The sequence below is a fragment of the Celeribacter sp. ULVN23_4 genome (genome assembly GCF_054788345.1).
Window position 1 is genome coordinate 524,207 of sequence record NZ_JBTVYO010000002.1, and the last position, 18,480, is coordinate 542,686.

General features: G+C 57.7%; 18 protein-coding genes. 7 read left to right on the forward strand and 11 right to left on the reverse strand.

Going from position 1 to position 18,480, the window contains the following annotated elements; all coding sequences use genetic code 11:
• Window positions 1-91 precede the first annotated feature (91 nt).
• Entirely contained in the window at window positions 92-721 is a 630-nt protein-coding gene (locus tag ACYBHZ_RS07870; protein ID WP_460273704.1) for a helix-turn-helix domain-containing protein, read from the forward strand.
• 132 nt (window positions 722-853) lie between these two features.
• On the opposite strand, the gene ACYBHZ_RS07875 is transcribed toward ACYBHZ_RS07870, so the two are convergent.
• Together ACYBHZ_RS07875 and ACYBHZ_RS07880 are read right to left on the reverse strand one after the other, a co-directional pair.
• A complete protein-coding gene (locus tag ACYBHZ_RS07875) occupies window positions 854-970 on the reverse strand; it encodes an entericidin EcnA/B family protein (RefSeq protein WP_460273705.1) in 117 nt (38 codons plus the stop codon).
• A gap of 2 nt (window positions 971-972) precedes the next feature.
• A complete protein-coding gene (locus ACYBHZ_RS07880; RefSeq protein WP_460273706.1) occupies window positions 973-2,799 on the reverse strand; it encodes an extracellular solute-binding protein in 1,827 nt (608 codons plus the stop codon).
• 394 nt (window positions 2,800-3,193) lie between these two features.
• Here ACYBHZ_RS07880 and ACYBHZ_RS07885 point away from each other — a divergent pair, with 394 nt between their 5' ends.
• Both ACYBHZ_RS07885 and ACYBHZ_RS07890 read left to right on the forward strand, forming a co-directional pair.
• Entirely contained in the window at window positions 3,194-3,967 is a 774-nt protein-coding gene (locus ACYBHZ_RS07885) for a 3-hydroxybutyrate dehydrogenase (protein ID WP_460273707.1), read from the forward strand.
• Between the two features lie 28 nt (window positions 3,968-3,995).
• Window positions 3,996-5,045: a patatin-like phospholipase family protein gene (locus ACYBHZ_RS07890; protein WP_460273708.1), complete on the forward strand. Its 1,050-nt coding sequence runs from the start codon at window positions 3,996-3,998 to the stop codon at window positions 5,043-5,045.
• A gap of 141 nt (window positions 5,046-5,186) precedes the next feature.
• Here the strand turns inward: ACYBHZ_RS07890 and ACYBHZ_RS07895 are convergent, their stop codons facing one another.
• The 3 genes from ACYBHZ_RS07895 to ACYBHZ_RS07905 form a co-directional block, all read right to left on the reverse strand.
• Window positions 5,187-5,933, reverse strand: a complete 747-nt coding sequence (locus ACYBHZ_RS07895) for a DUF502 domain-containing protein (protein WP_460273709.1) — start codon at window positions 5,931-5,933, stop codon at window positions 5,187-5,189.
• Window positions 5,934-6,087: 154 nt separating this feature from the next.
• Window positions 6,088-6,999 carry a pseudouridine-5'-phosphate glycosidase gene (locus tag ACYBHZ_RS07900; protein WP_460273710.1) on the reverse strand — a complete coding sequence of 304 codons (912 nt, stop codon included), beginning with the start codon at window positions 6,997-6,999 and terminating at the stop codon, window positions 6,088-6,090.
• Entirely contained in the window at window positions 6,996-7,889 is an 894-nt protein-coding gene (locus ACYBHZ_RS07905) for a PfkB family carbohydrate kinase (RefSeq protein WP_460273711.1), read from the reverse strand. Before ACYBHZ_RS07905 ends, ACYBHZ_RS07900 begins: the two co-directional genes overlap by 4 nt.
• A 284-nt stretch (window positions 7,890-8,173) precedes the next feature.
• On the opposite strand from ACYBHZ_RS07905, the gene rpsB reads away from it, so the two are divergent.
• Together rpsB and tsf are read left to right on the forward strand one after the other, a co-directional pair.
• Window positions 8,174-8,941 carry a 30S ribosomal protein S2 gene (rpsB, locus tag ACYBHZ_RS07910; RefSeq protein ID WP_460273712.1) on the forward strand — a complete coding sequence of 256 codons (768 nt, stop codon included), beginning with the start codon at window positions 8,174-8,176 and terminating at the stop codon, window positions 8,939-8,941.
• Between the two features lie 104 nt (window positions 8,942-9,045).
• Window positions 9,046-9,921: a translation elongation factor Ts gene (gene tsf / locus ACYBHZ_RS07915; RefSeq protein WP_460273713.1), complete on the forward strand. Its 876-nt coding sequence runs from the start codon at window positions 9,046-9,048 to the stop codon at window positions 9,919-9,921.
• Window positions 9,922-10,311: 390 nt separating this feature from the next.
• Here tsf and ACYBHZ_RS07920 read toward each other — a convergent pair whose 3' ends face one another.
• Window positions 10,312-11,046 carry a helix-turn-helix transcriptional regulator gene (locus ACYBHZ_RS07920; RefSeq protein ID WP_460273714.1) on the reverse strand — a complete coding sequence of 245 codons (735 nt, stop codon included), beginning with the start codon at window positions 11,044-11,046 and terminating at the stop codon, window positions 10,312-10,314.
• A 111-nt stretch (window positions 11,047-11,157) separates the two neighbouring features.
• On the reverse strand, window positions 11,158-11,592 hold the full coding sequence (locus ACYBHZ_RS07925; RefSeq protein ID WP_460273715.1) for an Lrp/AsnC family transcriptional regulator: 435 nt from the start codon (window positions 11,590-11,592) through the stop codon (window positions 11,158-11,160).
• 123 nt (window positions 11,593-11,715) lie between these two features.
• On the opposite strand from ACYBHZ_RS07925, the gene rocF reads away from it, so the two are divergent.
• Both rocF and ACYBHZ_RS07935 read left to right on the forward strand, forming a co-directional pair.
• Window positions 11,716-12,645 (forward strand): arginase, encoded by a 930-nt coding sequence (gene rocF / locus ACYBHZ_RS07930; RefSeq protein ID WP_460273716.1) that lies wholly within the window; start codon window positions 11,716-11,718, stop codon window positions 12,643-12,645.
• Window positions 12,645-13,697, forward strand: coding sequence for an ornithine cyclodeaminase (locus ACYBHZ_RS07935; protein WP_460273717.1), 1,053 nt, complete (start codon window positions 12,645-12,647; stop codon window positions 13,695-13,697). The genes rocF and ACYBHZ_RS07935 overlap by 1 nt, the downstream gene beginning before the upstream one ends.
• Before the next feature lie 221 nt (window positions 13,698-13,918).
• On the opposite strand, the gene ACYBHZ_RS07940 is transcribed toward ACYBHZ_RS07935, so the two are convergent.
• From ACYBHZ_RS07940 to ACYBHZ_RS07955, 4 genes are read right to left on the reverse strand one after another with little or no spacing between them, the layout of a single operon-like run.
• Entirely contained in the window at window positions 13,919-14,839 is a 921-nt protein-coding gene (locus ACYBHZ_RS07940; RefSeq protein ID WP_460273718.1) for a 2-hydroxyacid dehydrogenase, read from the reverse strand.
• 36 nt (window positions 14,840-14,875) lie between these two features.
• Entirely contained in the window at window positions 14,876-16,228 is a 1,353-nt protein-coding gene (locus ACYBHZ_RS07945; RefSeq protein ID WP_460273719.1) for an NAD(P)/FAD-dependent oxidoreductase, read from the reverse strand.
• Window positions 16,229-16,271: 43 nt separating this feature from the next.
• Complete coding sequence (locus tag ACYBHZ_RS07950; protein WP_460273720.1) at window positions 16,272-17,597, reverse strand: NAD(P)/FAD-dependent oxidoreductase; 1,326 nt, start codon at window positions 17,595-17,597, stop codon at window positions 16,272-16,274.
• A gap of 1 nt (window position 17,598) precedes the next feature.
• Window positions 17,599-18,480 carry an ABC transporter permease gene (locus ACYBHZ_RS07955; RefSeq protein WP_460273721.1) on the reverse strand — a complete coding sequence of 294 codons (882 nt, stop codon included), beginning with the start codon at window positions 18,478-18,480 and terminating at the stop codon, window positions 17,599-17,601.

Below are 18,480 nucleotides of genomic sequence, written 5' to 3' on the forward strand. Positions count from 1 at the left end.
AGATGCGAGCAACAGCATCCGGGGGTTTTCTTTTGCCATTTTCGAACACACTGCTCTTTTCAAAGAACGATGCAGCGCGCTACAAGAGCGCATGGAAGACGATCACACTCCAAGTCTCATTCGTTTGGCCCGTGAAGGGGTTGACGGCGCGCCGGAAGACGCGCGGCCTTTGGATCTTGGTCAACGCGTCCGGGAACTGCGCAAGGCACGCGGCTGGACACTAGAGCAAGCCGCAACGCAGGCCGGTCTCGCGCGCTCGACGCTCTCAAAGATCGAAAACGGTCAGATGTCGCCCACGTATGACGCGCTCAAAAAGCTCGCCGTGGGGCTGGAAATCTCCGTGCCACAGCTCTTCACCCCGCCGCAAAAGGCTCAGATTTCGGGCCGTATGGCGGTGACGAAAAACGGCGAGGGCGCGGCGCATCCGACGGCGACCTACGAGCATGAAATGCTGGCGGGCGCTCTGACGAAGAAATCCATGCTTCCCTACCGCGCCACAATCCGGGCGCGCGCCTTTGAGGAGTTCGACGGCTGGGTGCGCCACGACGGCGAGGAATTCCTCTACGTGCTCACGGGTGTCATCAAGCTGATCACCGAGTTCTACGAACCCGTTGAGATGCGCCGCGGCGACAGCGCCTATTACGACGCCTCGATGGGTCATAACGTGATCTCTGTGAGCCCCGAGGATGCCACGATCCTTTGGGTGACGTCTTTGGGGTGATCGAAGTTAGAAGGCCACTTTAGCTGTGGTCTTCACTGTTGCTTTCGTGGCTTTCGCTCCGACTCGAGCGACTGCACAGCCGGAAAGACCAGCTGTCAGCACTGCGAGCAGAACGAGGCGCAAAACCACCGATCAGAACCAGCCCTGAACCGTTCGCGATGCGCCTGTGATGTCTTCGCCGACCCCCGCGACGGTGCCGCAGGCGGAGAGGGTGAGGGTGAGGAGGAGGGCGACTGCTGCTTTTTTCATGTTCATTCTTCCCAATACCAAGTCATTTCCCGCCACATTGTCCAATCGCCGTACAAAGACAAGGGCTCAGGATAATGCAGCTCGTTCACATGCGCGTTAAAGCTTTCATTCCACGCGTAAAGCGGGATCGCGTAACGGCCCGCGGTCAGGAGACGGTCTAGGGCGCGGGTGGCGGCCAAGCTGTCTTCACGGTCGCGGGCGTCGAGCATCCTGGCGATCATCGCATCGATCACCGGATCATTGACGCCCATGATGTTGCGCGAGCCGGGCGTCTCGGCGGATTTGGTGCCGAAATACGCGTATTGTTCGTTGCCGGGGCTGAGCGAGAGGCCATAGCGCACCGGCGTCATGCCGAAATCAAAGGTCTCCATGCGCTGCGTGTATTGCGCTTTATCGACGACTGAGATTTTCGGCTGGATGCCCAGATGGATCAGCATCTGTGTGTACGTGTCGATAATGGATTGATTTTCATCATCCCCGACGCTGAGAACGATCTCGAAGGTGAAGGGTTTGCCAGCGGCATTCTTCATCTGACCGTCTTGAATGGTCCAGCCGGCCTCTTCCATCAATTTCAACGCACGGCGCATCGCCCCGCGATCCAGTTCACGTCCGGAAGTTTCCGGCAGCGTATAGCCCTCCATCACACCGGGCAGGAGCGTGTCCTGATAAGGCTCCAAAAGCTCTTTCACGCGGCCCTCTGCCGGACCGGGGCGCATGCCCAAGGGGGAGTTGGAGAAATAGGAGGTGATGCGCGTCTGCTGGTTCTCGGTCTGAGCCTCGTTGATGTAATTGAAGTTGAAGGCCTCGATCATCGCCTGACGCACGCGCCAGTCGGAGAATTGCGGCAGGCGACTGTTCATCGCGAAACCGGTCATGCCGGTCGGACGCTGATGGGGGATGACGGATTTCACCACGTCGCCGCGCTCCACCGCCGGGAAATCATACTGGTCCTGCCAGCTCTGCATGTTGAACTCGCGATGCGCGTTCAGCTCGCCCGCCTTAAAAGCCTCGATCACCAGAGAGGCGTCGGCGAAATATTCCAGCCGGATTGTGTCCAAATTCGCCTGACCGCGCATGAAGGGCAGGTCCTTGCCCCAGTAGTCTGGGTTGCGGGTCAGTTCGACATACATGCCGGGTTCGGCCTTTGAGACCACATAGGGCGCGGAGGAGACCGGAATGTTGTCCATGCCGGATTGGGCAAAGTCGCGACCATCCCAATAGGCTTTCTCAAGGATCGGACGCATCGCCACCAAAAGCGCCAGCTCGCGGTTGTCGGTGTTGAAGGTGAATTTCACACTCCGCTCACCGGTTTGTTCCATGCTCTCGATCTGAGCCCAGAGCGAGGCGTAGCGCCCGTGTCCTTCGGTTCCCAGAGTCTCGAAGGACCACATCACATCTTCGACGGTGACGGGGGTGCCATCCGAGAATTTCGCCTCCGGCCGCAGTGTGAATTCGACCCATGTGCGATCCTCGTCAGTGTCAACGGTTTCGCAGAGCAGACAATAGAGCGTAAAGGGCTCGGAATCGGCGCGTCCCATAAGGCTTTCCGCCATCAGATAGCGGAGCTGCCAAGGCGCATTGCCCTTATGGATGAAGGGGTTGAGGCTATCAAAACTGCCGCCTTCGCCGGTGATGATCGCGCCGCCTTTCGGGGCATCAGCATTCACATAGGGCAGGGATTGGAAATCGGCTGGTAGCTCCGGCTCGCCGTACATCGCCAAGCCATAGCTGGCCTCGGCCAGCGCTGCGGAGGGCATCACAGGGGCGGTTGCCAAGAGGGCCATTGCCGCGGCTGTATTTTTGACGCTCGCGAAATAGGTGTGTGCCATGCTGTTTCTGCTGCCTCTACCTGAGATTGTTTGTCTTTGTTCTTGAGGGAAACTTACGCGCAGCCGAAAGCGTTTTCAAACTTTTAGCTTGGAGAGCGGCGCAGAACCGCGTATAAAGAAGTCACTGCTCGATAGGTTTCTTGCCTGTATGAAACCTGCCTCAATAACTCAGCGCCCGCCTCGTGCGGGCGTTTTTTTTGGTTTCAAATCCGCCTTTTTTCCAAGCAGGGTTGAGTGAAATCGCTCCCCTGAGAGGCAATGTCAGAACACATTCCTGTGCTGGAATGTCGCCGAGAAAGCGATTCTCAGACCGCTTGAGCGATTCTCCCCTTTGATTTGCGCGCGCAGCAACTAAGCTCAATCTCGAACCTCAGGGATACACAGGGAGAGAGATATGACGCTGAAGGGAAAAACCGCGGTTATCACCGGCTCGAATTCGGGAATCGGGCTCGGCGTGGCGCGGGAATTGGCGAAAGCGGGTGCCGATGTGGTGCTCAACTCTTTCACCGACCGCGACGAGGATCATGCGCTGGCCGAAGAGATCGGCAAGGAATTCGGTGTGACAGCGCGTTATATCAAAGCCGACATGTCGAAAGGCACGGAATGCCGTGCGCTGATCGAACAGGCCGGGGCTTGCGATATTCTGGTGAACAATGCTGGCATTCAATATGTTGCGCCGATCGACGAATTTCCCATCGACAAATGGGACGCGATCATCGCGATCAACATGAACTCCGCCTTTCACACGACGGCTGCCGCTTTGCCGCTCATGCGCAAGGCGGGTTGGGGCCGGGTTGTGAATATTGCTTCCGCCCACGGGCTGACTGCCTCGCCGTTCAAATCCGCCTATGTCAGTGCGAAACACGGGGTTGTCGGCATGACCAAGGTTGTGGCGCTTGAAACTGCGAAAGAGCCGATCACAGCCAATGCGATCTGCCCCGGCTATGTCCATACGCCGTTGGTCGATGCGCAAATCCCGGATACCGCAAAGAAATACGGGATGACCGAGCAGGAAGCGATTGAGAAGGTTATTCTTGAGCGCCAGCCCTCCAAACAATTCGCCACGGTTGAACAGATCGGCGGCACGGCGGTCTTCCTTTGCTCTGACGCGGCGGCGCAGATCACCGGGACAACCATCTCCGTCGATGGTGGCTGGACCGCCCTTTAAAAAAGGGACCAGTGAGGAGGGGGCTCTGATGGCGAAAAAGCGCAAGACGAAGAAGATCAATCTCGCGCTTCAGGGTGGGGGCGCGCATGGCGCCTTCACTTGGGGCGTGCTGGATCGCCTGTTGGAGCATGAAGAGATTGAGATTGCCGCGATCTCCGGCACCTCTGCGGGGGCGCTGAACGGTGCGGCGCTTAAATCCGGCCTTGCGCGCGGAGGGCGCGATGGCGCGAAAGAGGCGCTCGACGGGCTATGGGAGAATATGGGCGCGGTGACGGATATGCGGCTCAACGCCTGGATGTCGCAATTCGGTCCGACGACCGAGATGATGACCCGCATGATGCAGGCCAGCGTCCCCTTCGCATTTCTCGACTCGATTGCGACCTTCACCAGCCCCTATGCCTATGGCGGGTTCTATGAGAACCCTTTGACCGATGTGGTCGACGAGTTGGTCTGTCCCCACACAGGTTCAGAGGAGGGGCCGGCGCTGTTCATCTCGACGACCAATGTGCGCACCGGCAAAATTCGTGTTTTCTCCGGCGCTGATGTGACGACGGATGTGATCCTCGCCTCGGCCTGTCTTCCCGAACTGTTTCAGGCGGTGGAGATCACCGATCCGGACACCGGCGTAACCGACCCCTATTGGGATGGCGGCTATACCGGGAACCCGGCCTTGTTCCCGCTGTTTGAACCGGAATTTCCGCAGGATGTGGTGATCGTCAACATCAACCCGATGGAACGCCCCGGAACGCCGAAAACGCCGGAGGAAATCCAGAACCGGATCAACGAGATTTCGTTCAACTCCTCTCTGCTGCGGGAATTGCGGGCCATTCATTTTGTCAGAGATTTGATCGCCGAGAAACGCCTTCCACCCGGCTCCATGAAGGAGGTGCTCATTCACATGATCGCCGATGACGATCTGATGCAGGACCTCTCCGCGCGGACAAAGCTTGTGCCGTCACCGTTGTTGCTCTCGCGGATGAAAGAGGCGGGCAGGGCGGCCTGTGATGGATTTCTGGAGGCCCATTTCGAGGATCTCGGCGCGCGCGCTAGCGTCGATCTCAAGGCCATGTTTGCCTAAAGCGTTTCTACTTAAACCTGAATCAGGATTTGAGCAGAAACGCGGTGCAACGTCCAAGCGGAGCGGGCGTTTCGACTTTATGTGATAGATCAAGTTAAAGTCGAAACGCTTTAGTTCAGACGTAAAATCGAGGAAATGACCTTAAGCAGAGGTCTTTTCCACTTGCGGCGGCTTGGTTGGGTCTTTTGGATTGGGGTAGACAAGGCCAGCCGAGATCACCAGTTTCGCGGCGTCTTCAACACTCATATCGAGCAGCAGAACATCGCTTTCCGGGAAGAACAGCAGAAACCCAGAGGTCGGGTTCGGCGTGGTCGGGACGAAAACCGACAGGTATTTCTCATCCTCGGGGGTGCGTCGCGCCACCTCTCCCTTGGCATTGGTGGAGACAAACCCGATGGCCCAGATTCCGCGGCGGGGATATTCGATCAGACAGGCCTTATCGAAGGAGGTTTCCGTCTGGGCAAACACGGTTTCCGCGATCTGTTTCACGCCGTTGTAGATCGAGCGCACGATCGGCGTCCGGTCAACGAGGCTTTCCGCCCAGCGGATCAGCGAGCGGCCGACGAGACCTTTTGCGATCCATCCCACGACGATGGTGAAGATCAGGAAAATGATCACACCCGCGCCGCGCAGGTTGATGTGAATCTGATCTGTCGGATCGGTGTAGCCGAGAAGCCGGTTGATCAAGGCATCGGGGTGATACCCGGAAGGCACGAAGGTCAGCACCCAGCCATCGACCCAACCGATGACGGTCCAGATCACATAGGCGGTCAGGCCGATGGGCGCGACCACCACCAGACCTGTGAGAAACGCCGCCCGCAAATGTGCCAAGAGCCCGGGGCGACGCGGCTTCGGCGGGTGTGTTTCTTCTTCGAACGGATTGGTCATGGGGGTTGGAACCGTGTGCTGGGTATCGGGCGATCTGCCCTGTTTGCGGAGAACTTAAGTGTGCATCTGTTAAGAGACAAGTAAGCGGCCCAAAGGTTTCGGACCGCTTCACATATTATTTTTCACATCGTCTCATGGCGCGTCTGTTTGACGCTTATTTGCACAGCGCAATGGCAATCGCTGCAGCGAGACGGGCGTTGTTGCGGACCAGTGCGATATTGGCGGTGAGCGATGCACCTTCCGTCATCTCGAAAATGCGTTGCAAGAGGAACGGCGTCACATCCTTGGCGTGGATGCCTTTGTCTTCGGCCTCTTTGAGCGCGGTTTCCACCACCGGCATGATGACATCACGCGGGATTTCATCCGTTTCCGGGATCGGGTTCGCGATCAGTTGCCCACCTTTGACCCCCATGGCCGCGCGCATCTGCATGGCGCGGGCGATGTCTTCTGCACTGTCCATCCTGAGCGGCGCTTCAAGCCCGGAGGAGCGCGACCAGAAGGCAGGGATTTCGTCCTGACCATAAGCAATCACCGGGACGCCGTGGCTTTCCAGAACCTCAAGGGTTTTCGGAATGTCCAAAATGGCTTTCGGGCCAGCGGCGACAACGGTCACAGCCGTCTCGCCCAGTTCCAGAAGGTCTGCGGAAATGTCGAATGTCTCTTCCGCGCCGCGGTGAACGCCACCGATCCCGCCGGTGGCAAACACCTGAATACCCGCAAGCTGCGCCCCGATCATCGTCGCGGCCACCGTGGTCGCCCCGGTTGCGCCCCGGGCGATACAGACCGGCAGGTCAGCGCGGGATACTTTCATGACGCCAGTGGCTTGGCCAAGGGCCGTCAATTGCGTCTCTGTCAGACCGATGTGCAATACGCCGTCGAGCACGGCAATGGTGGCGGGCACGGCACCGGCGGCGCGAATATCGTCTTCGACCATGCGGGCGGTCTCGACGTTCTGCGGATAGGGCATGCCATGGGTGATGATTGTGGACTCAAGCGCCACGACGGGGCGGCCCTCCTCAAGCGCTGTCGCAACTTCAGGGGCATACATCATGGGTAGTTCGGTCATAAGGGGGTATCTCCGGAAACGTAAAGGGCCGCAGCTTCAAGCGCTGCGGTGAGTGCGCTCGCGGCATCCACGCCGCGCATTTCAGCGGCAATATGCGCCGCCATGAACGTATCGCCCGCGCCGGTCACACGCGCGACCAGAACTTCGGGCGGGGTTTGAGACAGGACTTCGCCATCATGCGCCATGGATGCGCCTTTGCCGCCATTGGTCACGAGGACACGATGCGCGCCCTTGTCCAAAAGCGCTTTTGCTGCCTCCGCCGAACTCTCGAAAACCTTATGGACCAAAAGCCCGGCTTCTTCGAGATTGACGTACAGCGTGGCGCGCGGGTGATCGAGCAGAGGCAACAAACGCTCCGCCTTGCCGGGCGAGGCGGGAGCGACGCGCAAATCAGCCTTGGCGAAGAGTGGCGAGGTGGCAATCTCGCGCAAAAGCTGGGTGGTCAGGTTGCCGTCCAAGGCAACCGGTCCCGCATAGGGAGCATGAAGCGTGCCAATGCGGCCATCCGACAAAGGTCGCAGAATCTTGTCGCCCGCACGCTCCAGCGAATGCGCATCGGCGATCGCGGCGATCAGTCCGTTGGCACCTTCGACGGCCATATAACTATCGGTCGGCAAATCTTCCGACAGATAAACATGGGTCGTTCCGATGCCGCGGACCTTAGCGGCCTCCATAAGCTCAGCACCCGCAGGATCATGACCGATGGCAGTCAAAAGATCGGGCGACATGCCGAACCGCGCCAAAGCCATGGCAATGTTCATCGCAACGCCGCCCGGTACGCGCACGATCCGGCCCGGCACATCGGAGCCGACGCGCATCGAACGGTCCGTTCGGCCAATTACGTCCCAAAGCACCGAGCCGATGCATAGAATGTCATGTGATTTGTCCATGTGCCTATTGCGCCTGAATTTGACCGAATGGCAAGAGAGTGCGATAGGAAACTCTCTGTATACGCACCGCGCCCCGCCGCTTTTGCTGGCTCCTTTGCTGTTTAAATACTCAAAAGCGGGGCAGGGGTTGCCAAGGACGCGAAACCCCTCTATATGCGCGAACACTTCACAGACGGAGGCGGGCCTTCGGGGGAGACATCCCTGATTGGTCCACCGGTTGGAGCCCCCATTTCGGGGATCACTTCGAAACCTCCGTCAAGGCGTTAAACCGGAAAGGAACGAACATGGCGCTTCCCGATTTCTCCATGCGTCAGCTGCTTGAAGCTGGCGTTCACTTTGGTCACCAAACTCAGCGTTGGAACCCCCGTATGGGCGAGTTCATCTACGGTGAGCGTAACGGCATCCACATCTTCGACCTGACACAGACCGTCCCGATGCTGGACCAGGCTCTGCAGGCCGTCCGTGACACCGCTGCCAAAGGTGGCCGCATTCTCTTCGTTGGCACCAAGCGTCAGGCCGCTGGCCCGGTTGCTGAAGCCGCAGAGAAATGCGCTCAGTACTACATGAACCACCGCTGGCTGGGCGGCACGCTGACCAACTGGAAAACCGTTTCCCAGTCGATCCAGCGTCTGAACACCATCGACGAAACCCTCGCTTCCGGCGCTGAAGGCCTCACCAAGAAAGAGCGCCTGAACATGGAGCGCGACCAAGCCAAACTGCAGGCTTCCCTCGGCGGGATCCGCGAAATGGGCGGCGTGCCGGATCTTCTCTTCGTCATCGACGTTAAAAAAGAAGACCTCGCGATCCTCGAAGCCAAAAAACTGGGCATCCCGGTTGTGGCTGTCGTCGACACCAACTGCTCGCCGGAAGGTGTGGACTACATCATCCCGGGCAACGACGACGCTGCTCGTGCGATCTCGCTCTACTGCGATCTCGTGGCCCGCGCTGCTCTCGACGGCATGACCGCTCAGATGGACGCTGCTGGCGTTGACATGGGCGCTTTCGAAGAGCTGCCGATGGAAGAAGCTGTCGCTGAGGCTGCTGAGGAGTAATTTCCTCCTGTCGGACCGACAAAGGTCTGATCGTTACAAATCTGATACGGGGGCAGGGTAATCCCGCCCCCGCAAGCACATCCCAGAATTCGAGGAGAGCCGATATGGCAATCACTGCTGCTCAGGTGAAAGAACTGCGCGAAACCACCGGCGCGGGCATGATGGACGCAAAAAAAGCTCTGGTTGAAACCGACGGCGACATGGAAGCCGCGATCGACTGGCTGCGCACCAAAGGCCTTGCCAAAGCTGCCAAAAAATCCGGCCGTACCGCTGCTGAAGGCCTCGTGGCCGTTGCTGTGAACGGTGGTGTTGGCGTCGCCGTCGAGGTGAACTCCGAAACCGACTTCGTTGCCAAAAACGCTGAATTCCAGACCATGGTCAAAGACATCGCAACCGCCGCTCTCGGCGTTGCCAATGTCGAAGAGCTGGCTTCTGCTGACGTGAACGGCAAACCGGTGTCCGAACTGATCACCGACAAAATCGCCACCATTGGTGAAAACATGGGTCTGCGCCGCATGGCCAAGATCGAAGCTGAAACCGTTGTGACCTATGTCCACAATGCTGCGGCTGACGGTCTGGGCAAAATCGGCGTACTCGTCGGCCTCAAAGGCGGTGACGAAGCCTTCGGCAAGCAAGTTGCTATGCACATCGCTGCTGCGAACCCGCAGGGCCTCGACGAAGATTCCCTCGACCCGGCTGTGGTTGAGAAAGAGCGTCAGATCCAGATCGACATCGCCCGTGAGTCCGGCAAGCCGGAGAACATCATCGAAAACATGATCAAAGGCCGGATGGCGAAATTCATCGCCGAATCCACGCTGCTTGGTCAGGCTTTCGTTGTGAACCCGGATCTCACCGTTGCCAAAGCTGCCAAAGAAGCTGGCGCTGAAATCATCGGTTTCGTTCGCCTCGAAGTTGGCGAAGGCATCGAGAAAGTCGAAGAAGATTTCGCGGCTGAAGTTGCGAAAGCAATGCAGGGCTAATCGCCTCGCACTGCAATGATTTCGAAGGGCCGTCCTCTGGGCGGCCCTTTTTCTTTTGGGTCATTCCTGTGGGGATAGCGCGGCGTCGAGGGGAGGGGCACAACAAAAATAGGGTGGCCTAAAAGACCACCCCACGAGACGACTGAACTGAATTAAAGAGGGACGCCCCGATACTCGCACTCAAAACAAGGACCGCAAAGTCGAGTATAAACCCGCGATCCCTATAGGAAGTATCGGTAAGCCGAATGAGCCTGGCGATCCCGCACTCCCCCGTCCCAAAGGCTAAGCCTCGAAAGCCGGAACAAGCACAGTGTCTGCTTTCGACAACCAGAACGAAAGTACGCAATTCCATACCTTTTGGTTAATTTTCCATGAACCGCTGAAAAATTTTCAAAAAGTAAAAATTTGATTGTGTAATGAAGCCTTTAGTACGGCTTGCGCTGTTGTTTCCACGCCCAAGGCTTCGCGTGCGAGGCGAAGGTGCTTTTCAACAGTTGCTTTGTTGAGGCCAAGAATCTGCGCCGTATCCGCAACGGTTTTTCCGTCTCCAATCCATTCGAGCACTTCTCGCTGGCGTTTTGTCAGCATGCGTTTAGGCAGGGGCATGCTGATGAGTTTCAGGTGCGCGATGCCGCAGATCACCTCAATATCCTCACCATGTTCAAGCCAAATGGCATCAGCTTCTTCCTGACTGCCATTGAAGGGCTCCAATGACATCCCGATGGCGCCTTTGGCGCGTTTGAGGGAGTGAGGAAATGCGATGGTGTAACCGGCGGTCACTCCCGACGCCTGATTGAACGCAACAACCTCGCGCTCTTCTTCGGTGAAATTTTCCAGCGCTTCAGCGATCCAAGCCCAAGAACACCAGCCGGAATTCTCAACCGCCCAACGGACCATCGGGCCGTTGCGATAACGCCCCTCTGCGAAATAACCTTTCATATAGTCCGACCCAAAGTTGGTCAGGAACAAATGGTCATTGTCATCGCCGAAACCTGAGGCTGTGTGAAAACGTGTGAAGCCGTAGAGCACGTTATGAAAACCAGCCATTTGCAGCCGGTCAAGCAAAGGATTCCAGACGTCTTGCACCGTCGTCGCATATAAGATGCTTTGGACCTGATCCTTCAAGCGTACGTCTCCCATATAGGGAAAATATGTGGAAATTCCGCCTGTTGCAAGATGTCCCGTGAGGTCAATAAAGAGTTAAGTTTTCGCACACTCGACTTTCGGTTCTGTGCTTCAACTCACAACATGCGCAAGAAGCAAGCAACTCTCAGAATTCACAACCCCAGGCACTTCGCGAATTTCACGCAGAATCCGGTCGAAACTCACAAGACTGTCGGTCCGGATATCCACAACAAGATCCCACGCACCATTGGTGGCAAACACTGTGCTGACGCCGGGAATTCGTGTCAACGTGCGGATCACCTGTCGTGACATTTTTCCCTGAAGCGCAACGAGCGTAATGGCACGGACTTCGCCCTCGACATCCACATCCGTCTCAATGGTAAAGCGCCGGATTGTCCCGTTCGCGACCAAAGTGTCCAGCCGCGTTCGAGCCGTGCTGCGTGACAAACCCGTTTCCTGAGCCAGCTCTGTAATTGTGAGTCTAGCGTTACGGCGCAGCGCCGCAAGAATGGCACGGTCGCTTTCTGTCAGGGCAGGGGTTGTCATTCTGGTCTCCAGATTGCGCATTTTGGATAAATATAAATCCATAATGATCACTATTTAAGTCATATTCGTCACTGAAACGGCGCATACTTCAGAAAACGCACATCTTTTGGAAAAGGATACCCGATGACGCAAACCTCCGTCATTTTGGGCGTTCCGGTCGAAACCGGCGCCTCGCAACGCGGTTGTCTCATGGGGCCCGCGAGTCTGCGCACCGCCGGGCTTCCTGAAACGCTGACGGCGCTCGGCTGGATGGTCGAGGATCGCGGCGATGTGCAGATCGCGGTTCAGGCAGAGCAACCTCACGCAAACCCGGCGGTCCACAATCTCGCAGAGACCTGTGCTTGGATCGAAGCCCTGGAACCCGCCGCCTATGCGGCAGCACGCGACAGCGCTTTGCCGATTTTTATGGGCGGCGATCACTCCATGTCCGCCGGAACAGTACCGGGCGTTGCGCGGCGCGCGGCGGAGGAGGGGCGTCCGCTTTTCGTGCTCTGGCTCGATGCGCATCCCGACCTTCACTCGCTCGACACCACAGATAGCGGGAACCTACACGGCACGCCCGTGGCATATTTTACGGGGCAGGAGGGCTGTGACGCCTATCCCGCACGGAAACATGCCGTGGCGCCGGAAAACATGTGTTTTATCGGCATTCGCTCCGTCGATCCTGCGGAACACGCGCGGATCAAGCGCCTTGATCTCGATGTTCAGGATATGCGTGCCATTGACGAGACGGGCGTTCTTGCGCCGCTCCGTGCATTTCTGGATCGCGTTCGTGCCGCAAATGGGCGTCTGCACGTGAGCTTTGACGTCGACTTCCTTGATCCCGCCATCGCGCCTGCTGTGGGGACGACCGTGCCGGGCGGCGCGACCTTCCGTGAGGCGCATCTGATCATGGAAACGCTTTGCGACAGCGAGCTTGTCGGCTCTCTCGACCTCGTAGAGCTCAATCCCTTTCTCGATGAACGCGGACGCACGGCGAAGCTGTTGTGCGATCTGACGGCCAGCCTGTTTGGCCGCCGTGTTCTCGACCGTATGACCCGGAGTTTTGACTGATGAACGCGCTCGTTCCTTCGCAACTGGCCTATGTGCCCTTCGTTTCTGTCGCCAACATGATGCGCCTCGTGCATCATGTTGGAATTGAACAGTTTCTCACGGATTTAGCCGCCTATATTGAAGCCGATTTCAAGCGTTGGCCGGAGTTCGACAAGACACCACGCGTCGCCTCGCATGTGCCCGGAGGCGTTATCGAATTGATGCCGACCGCGGATAATACGCTCTATGGTTTCAAATATGTAAACGGCCATCCGAAGAATACGAAAACCGGCCATCAGACTGTAACTGCATTCGGTGTTTTGTCAGAAGTTGTAACGGGTTATCCGGTGTTGCTCACAGAAATGACCCTGCTGACGGCCTTGCGCACAGCAGCGACTTCGGCGCTCGTTGGCAAATATCTTGTCCCGAAAGGCGCTGAAGTTATGGCGATGATTGGCAATGGAGCGCAATGCGAGTTTCAGGCGATGGCGTTCCGCGCATTGCTCGGCATTAACAAGCTGAGGCTCTATGACGTCGATCCGTCTGCGACCGAAAAAGCCAAGCGCAACCTCCAAGCACAAGGCTTTGAAATTGTTGCGTGTCAAAGTGGGCAGGAGGCTGTCGAGGGAGCTCAGGTGATCACCACATGCACCGCCGACAAGCAATACGCGACCATTCTGACCGACAATATGGTCGGCTGTGGCCAACACATCAACGCCATCGGCGGCGATTGCCCCGGCAAGACTGAGCTGCACAAGGATATCCTCCTTCGCTCGGATATCTTTGTGGAATATCCGGAACAAACCCGTATCGAGGGTGAAATTCAACAGCTCGCAGAGGATCACCCGGTGACCGAGCTATGGCAGGTCATGCGTGGAGAAGCTCAGGGACGTCGTGACGACAAGCAACTGACGCTGTTTGACAGCGTTGGCTTCGCGACGGAGGATTTCTCGGCGCTGCGCTACGTCAGAGAGATTGTGAAGGGTACAGAGTTTTCCGAACCTCTCGACATGCTGGCTGATCCTGACGATCCGCGTGATCTGTTCGGGATGCTGCAACGGTCAGCGTGTTAACAGAGTAAGCCATTGTGATAGCAAGTGTTGAAAAAGGCCTCTGATGAGAGGCCTTTTTCATTTTCTGGGTGCGCAGGGATATTTGTCAAAAAGTGATTGAAAACAATGGATAGCATATCCAACTTAAGATTTAGATATGCTAAGTAATATACATAATACCAATTATCGGACTTAGAATACCTGTCGAGATACATAAAAAAATAAGCCAAAATTTGCCCCCATCAATATCCTTTGCTGCGGTCCACCTGCCACAACAATGTCTGACCGTCCTGAAGTCGCTGTAGATTGGTCGTGACATTCATTCCTGCTGTGCGCGCATCCGTGCGTCCGGCCACATGTGGCGTGATCAGGCAATTCTTAAGGTTCCACGCTGGATCATCTTCCGGCAAAGGTTCCGTCTCAAACACATCGAGAATGGCATTCTCCACCTGACCGCTCTCAAGCGCCGCCGCCAAATCAGGAATGACGCAATGGGCACCTCGCCCCACATGTACAAGATTGGCCCCCGGCTTCATCTGTTCGAAAAACGGACGCGACAAAATTCCGCGTGTTTCATCGGTCAAAGGCAAAAGACAGACGACGATATCCGCTGTTTCCAGAATCTCCTGCACGCCATCAGGTCCCGACACACAGCGGATACCGTCGATATTGCGCTGGCTACGCGACCAACCAGAAACCTGAAACCCGGCTGACTTCAACAAAAGCGCGGCTTGCTCCCCGATCGCACCTAGGCCAAGGATGGCGACTTCCGTTTCCGAAATTGCCGGAACGGTGCGTGGCTCCCATGTCTTGCGGCGTTGGTTGTCAGAGAAATTGGGAAACAGCCGCAGAGACGCAAGGCACGCTGTCAGAACATAGTCGATCACACGTTGCGTATTCTTCGGATCGACCATTTTCACGAGTGAAATGTGCTGAGGCAGTGTGTTGAATTGATCTACACCCGCGCTGATCGAGAACACGACTTCCAGATTTGGAAAAGCGGCCCAGTCGCCGGGCGGAAGCCAGGTAAAGACATAGCGGATATCCTCCGGCGCATAGTCCATGTCCGGGGTGACCAAAGCCAGCCCCGGCACTTCGCGCGCGAAAATTTCCCTGAAAATAGCCAATCGCTCCGTATCGGTGAAATTCAGCAGCATCGTCATGAAACTATGTCCTCGATCAGTGTCTTAACGGGCATCTCAGCGTTGGATGATGCCTTCCATCGGGGTGATTTTGCTGCCATCGGTGAAACGATGCAGACGGAACGGTTTCGGATCGACACAGGGCGTATGGCCTGTGATGAGATCGGCAGCGAGGAGCCCTGCCCCAGTTCCGAGCCCAAACCCATGCCCGGAAAACCCGGTTGCCACATAGAGGCCCGCCACACCGTTTTTGACGCCCTCGGTCGCGGAAATCACCGGGATCACATCGGGCAAAACATCGATATAGCCAGCCCAGCGTTGTGCAACTTTGGCCCCTTTAAAGGGCTTGTAATCCCGCTTCACGAGATCAAGCACCTTGTCGATCAAAGGAGCATCTGGTTCAGGGTCCAGAATGCGCGTTTTCTCAAATGGCGTCACTTCTTTCGCCGTCCAGCGCCGTGGCGTGCGCAGGGCTTCGAAAAACGCAGCGCCAATGCCGAGAGACACGTTGCGCCATTCGTTTTTCAACGTCGGGATAAAGGCTTTGAGCAAGCGGAAGCTGTCCGGGGTCAGCTGATAGCGGCTCGGGGCGGCCGAGGCGATGTTGTAACCGCCGTCCAGCCGTTTACGCATGGCGAAACCGGGGGTTTTGAGCGTTTGTTCCGGCCCTTCCGGCAGCGGGTCCGTGCGCATCACAGTGTTTTTCGTGCGCAGCTGAGGCAGGTAAATCCCCATATTTCCCAAGAGCAAACGCGACCACACGCCGCCAGCGACAAGCACGGCGGAGCATTTGATCGTGCCATGCTCGGTCACCACGCCAATCACCTTGCCGCCCTCGGTTTCAACCGTGCGAACGGCGCAGTTCTGGTGAACGCTTCCGCCCCGCTCCTGCACCGCACGCGCAATGGCGGGCGCGGCTTTCTGCGGTTCGGCGCGCCCGTCATGCGGGTTATAAAGCGCGCCTTTGATGTCCAAGGAAAAGCCGGGAAAGGCCTCGACAGCCTCTTCCGGGCTGAGGATTTTCGCCGGGATCTGATATTTGTTCAGATCATCACAGGCCTCACGCTCCGCAGCGAGGGCTGAGTCCGTGGCGACCGTATAGGTCACGCCGCATTGGCGATACCCGGTCTCATCACCAATCCGCTCATTCATGTTTTTCCAGAGGCGAACGGATTCCACCATCAGGGGCATTTCGCGCGGGTCGCGGTGCGTCAGGCGCACCCAGCCCCAGTTGCGGCTGGACTGTTCCGCACCGATCTCGCCTTTTTCACAGATCGCAACCGTTTTGCCGCGATCCACGAGTTCAAGTGCGGTGCAAACCCCGGCGATCCCGCCGCCAATGATCACGACATCGACCTCTGCGGGCAGGTTGGCGTTGCTCTCGACCGGATCAAGTTTCGGTCCCGGCATGGTTCTTCTCCTAAATACGGCGCCTCTTGCGCCTGTTGAATGCTTATGCGTGCGGCGGCAAGGGCGCACCTTGCCGCGTGGCGCGCAGCCGGTCGCGCAGGCGATAGCCCCGCAACGCCGCCTGCGGCGCGAAATTCATGTAAAGGGGCTGGCTGCTCAGCGGCTCAAGGCGCAGATCGAGATCGGCTTCCGGGACGCCCATGGCCCAGTCGGACAGGATGCCCCCCAGCATCGAACCCGTTGGCACGCCGCGCCCCGAAAGGCCCGTCATGGCCACTACACCCGGTGCGAGCCCGTAGAGACGCGGCACCGTTTTGCGCTGCATGTCCAACTCGCCATACCAGAAGAAATCCCAACGCAGTTCTTCGCGCAGCTCCGGATGCAGCCATTTGAGGCGATCCGAGAGAACTTTGCGGGTATAGGCCGGGTCTTTTCCGCGTGCGCCCATCGGGAACATGGAGGCGACAATGCGGTTTTCGCGGTTGTATTTGTAGACGTAAATATCGCCGCGCCCGTCTTGGATGGTCGTCCGTTTCGGCAAAACCACCGCCTGAGAGGCCGCTGACAAGGGCTGTGTCGCCGCCACAAACACGCGCATGATGCGGAAGGTCTGATCAAGTTTCGGCCAGCCCGCGACGGTATAAGCGCCCGTCGTGTAGATCACCTTTTCCGCCCGGACAGAGCCGCGCTGTGTCTTCACCACCCAGGACTGGTTTTCTCGGTCGCAGCCCGTCACGCTTGATCCGGTGAAAATCCGACCACCTTCGAAGATCACCGCACGGCCAAGACCGCGCGAATAGGCCAAGGCGTTCAGGCCACCCGCCTCTTCATGAAACCAGCCGCCATAAAAGCGCGAGGATCCGGTAATCTCATGTACCTCGTCGCGGTCGAGCATACGGGTACGCGCTCCAACGGCGTTGTAGGTTTTCACATGGTTTTCAAGTGTCTTGAGATGAGACGGGAACAGCGCTCCCTGCACATAGCCGTTCTGCTCCCATTCGCAATCGATCTCGTAGTGGGCGATCATATTCCCCACCTTGTCGTTTGCGCGGGTCTGACGATGGATCAGACGTTCGGCCCAAGGCTCCCCCAAGACCTTCCGCAGTTCCGGCAGGCTGTAATGCGTGAACGTCGGGGTGCAGTGCCCGGCATTGCGCCCCGATCCGCCAAAGCCGATTTCTTCGCGCTCAAGGACAACGACGGATACGCCCTGACGGCTGAGTTCCAGTGCCGTGGTCAGGCCCGAGTACCCTGCCCCCACGATGCAGACATCTGCTTTGACCTCACCTTGCAATGCGACTGTGTCGGGGGCCTTCGGCGCTGTTGCGTACCAAAGCGTGTCTTTGAAAGGCGAGAATTTCGATTGCATGTCATTCCCCTTGCGCACGGCTGTCGAAAGCATCGCGCAGCCCGTCCCCGATGAAGTTGAACCCGGTCACAGCGATGGTGATCGCAACGCCCGGCACAATGGCCAGCCAAGGCGCGGATTGCAGATATTGCTGCGCGCCGTTGAGCATATTGCCCCAGCTCGGAAGCGGCGGTTGGATGCCGTAGCCGAGGAAAGAGATATAGGCTTCAAGCAGGATCGCGCGGGCCACGGTCAGGGTGGCCGCAACGATGATCGGGCCGAGAGCATTGGGCAGAAGCTCACGGAACATGATCCAGCGGTTCGACAGGCCCAGCATATGGGCAGCTTGCACGAAATCCTGATTGCGAAGCGATTTGACCTCCGCCTCAACGATCCGGGCAACTTCCATCCAGCTTGTCGCGGAGATGATCAGAGCGATCATCACCGGCCCCGGTTGAATGAACGCGGCCAGAGCGAGCAAGAGGAAGACCGAGGGAAAGGACAGGAACGCGTCCACGATCCGCATCAGAACGGCCGAAACCTTGCCGCCGTAATAGCCAGAGACGACGCCAACGACGGAACCGATGGTGGTCGCGATCAGCATGACGGCAAAGCCCACCGCCATAGAGATTTGCCCCGCATGGAAAAGGCGCGCGGCGATGTCTCGGCCGAGGGGATCGGTGCCAAAAATATGCGCTCCGGTGCCCGGCGGCGCAAAACGGGCGCGCAGGTCGATATAAAGCTCGTCATACTGCAGGAAGTACGGCCCGAAGAAACAGGCGATGGTGAGCGTCAACACCATGATCAGGCCGATCAGGGCGAGCTTGTGGCTCAGAAACCGACGCAGGGCGCGGGATTTGATGAGCTGACGACGAGCGGGCGTATTCGTTGTGAGAGAGGTCAT

What these genes read in the sequence shown, in the direction of transcription:
- ACYBHZ_RS07870 (WP_460273704.1), top strand. Translation starts at nt 92, where the DNA reads ATGGAAGACGATCACACTCCAAGTCTCATTCGTTTGGCCCGTGAAGGG.
- ACYBHZ_RS07875 (WP_460273705.1), bottom strand. Translation starts at nt 970, where the DNA reads ATGAAAAAAGCAGCAGTCGCCCTCCTCCTCACCCTCACCCTCTCCGCC.
- ACYBHZ_RS07880 (WP_460273706.1), bottom strand. Translation starts at nt 2,799, where the DNA reads ATGGCACACACCTATTTCGCGAGCGTCAAAAATACAGCCGCGGCAATG.
- ACYBHZ_RS07885 (WP_460273707.1), top strand. Translation starts at nt 3,194, where the DNA reads ATGACGCTGAAGGGAAAAACCGCGGTTATCACCGGCTCGAATTCGGGA.
- ACYBHZ_RS07890 (WP_460273708.1), top strand. Translation starts at nt 3,996, where the DNA reads ATGGCGAAAAAGCGCAAGACGAAGAAGATCAATCTCGCGCTTCAGGGT.
- ACYBHZ_RS07895 (WP_460273709.1), bottom strand. Translation starts at nt 5,933, where the DNA reads ATGACCAATCCGTTCGAAGAAGAAACACACCCGCCGAAGCCGCGTCGC.
- ACYBHZ_RS07900 (WP_460273710.1), bottom strand. Translation starts at nt 6,999, where the DNA reads ATGACCGAACTACCCATGATGTATGCCCCTGAAGTTGCGACAGCGCTT.
- ACYBHZ_RS07905 (WP_460273711.1), bottom strand. Translation starts at nt 7,889, where the DNA reads ATGGACAAATCACATGACATTCTATGCATCGGCTCGGTGCTTTGGGAC.
- rpsB (WP_460273712.1), top strand. Translation starts at nt 8,174, where the DNA reads ATGGCGCTTCCCGATTTCTCCATGCGTCAGCTGCTTGAAGCTGGCGTT.
- tsf (WP_460273713.1), top strand. Translation starts at nt 9,046, where the DNA reads ATGGCAATCACTGCTGCTCAGGTGAAAGAACTGCGCGAAACCACCGGC.
- ACYBHZ_RS07925 (WP_460273715.1), bottom strand. Translation starts at nt 11,592, where the DNA reads ATGACAACCCCTGCCCTGACAGAAAGCGACCGTGCCATTCTTGCGGCG.
- rocF (WP_460273716.1), top strand. Translation starts at nt 11,716, where the DNA reads ATGACGCAAACCTCCGTCATTTTGGGCGTTCCGGTCGAAACCGGCGCC.
- ACYBHZ_RS07935 (WP_460273717.1), top strand. Translation starts at nt 12,645, where the DNA reads ATGAACGCGCTCGTTCCTTCGCAACTGGCCTATGTGCCCTTCGTTTCT.
- ACYBHZ_RS07940 (WP_460273718.1), bottom strand. Translation starts at nt 14,839, where the DNA reads ATGACGATGCTGCTGAATTTCACCGATACGGAGCGATTGGCTATTTTC.
- ACYBHZ_RS07945 (WP_460273719.1), bottom strand. Translation starts at nt 16,228, where the DNA reads ATGCCGGGACCGAAACTTGATCCGGTCGAGAGCAACGCCAACCTGCCC.
- ACYBHZ_RS07950 (WP_460273720.1), bottom strand. Translation starts at nt 17,597, where the DNA reads ATGCAATCGAAATTCTCGCCTTTCAAAGACACGCTTTGGTACGCAACA.
- ACYBHZ_RS07955 (WP_460273721.1), bottom strand. Translation starts at nt 18,480, where the DNA reads ATGACCTCTCTCACAACGAATACGCCCGCTCGTCGTCAGCTCATCAAA.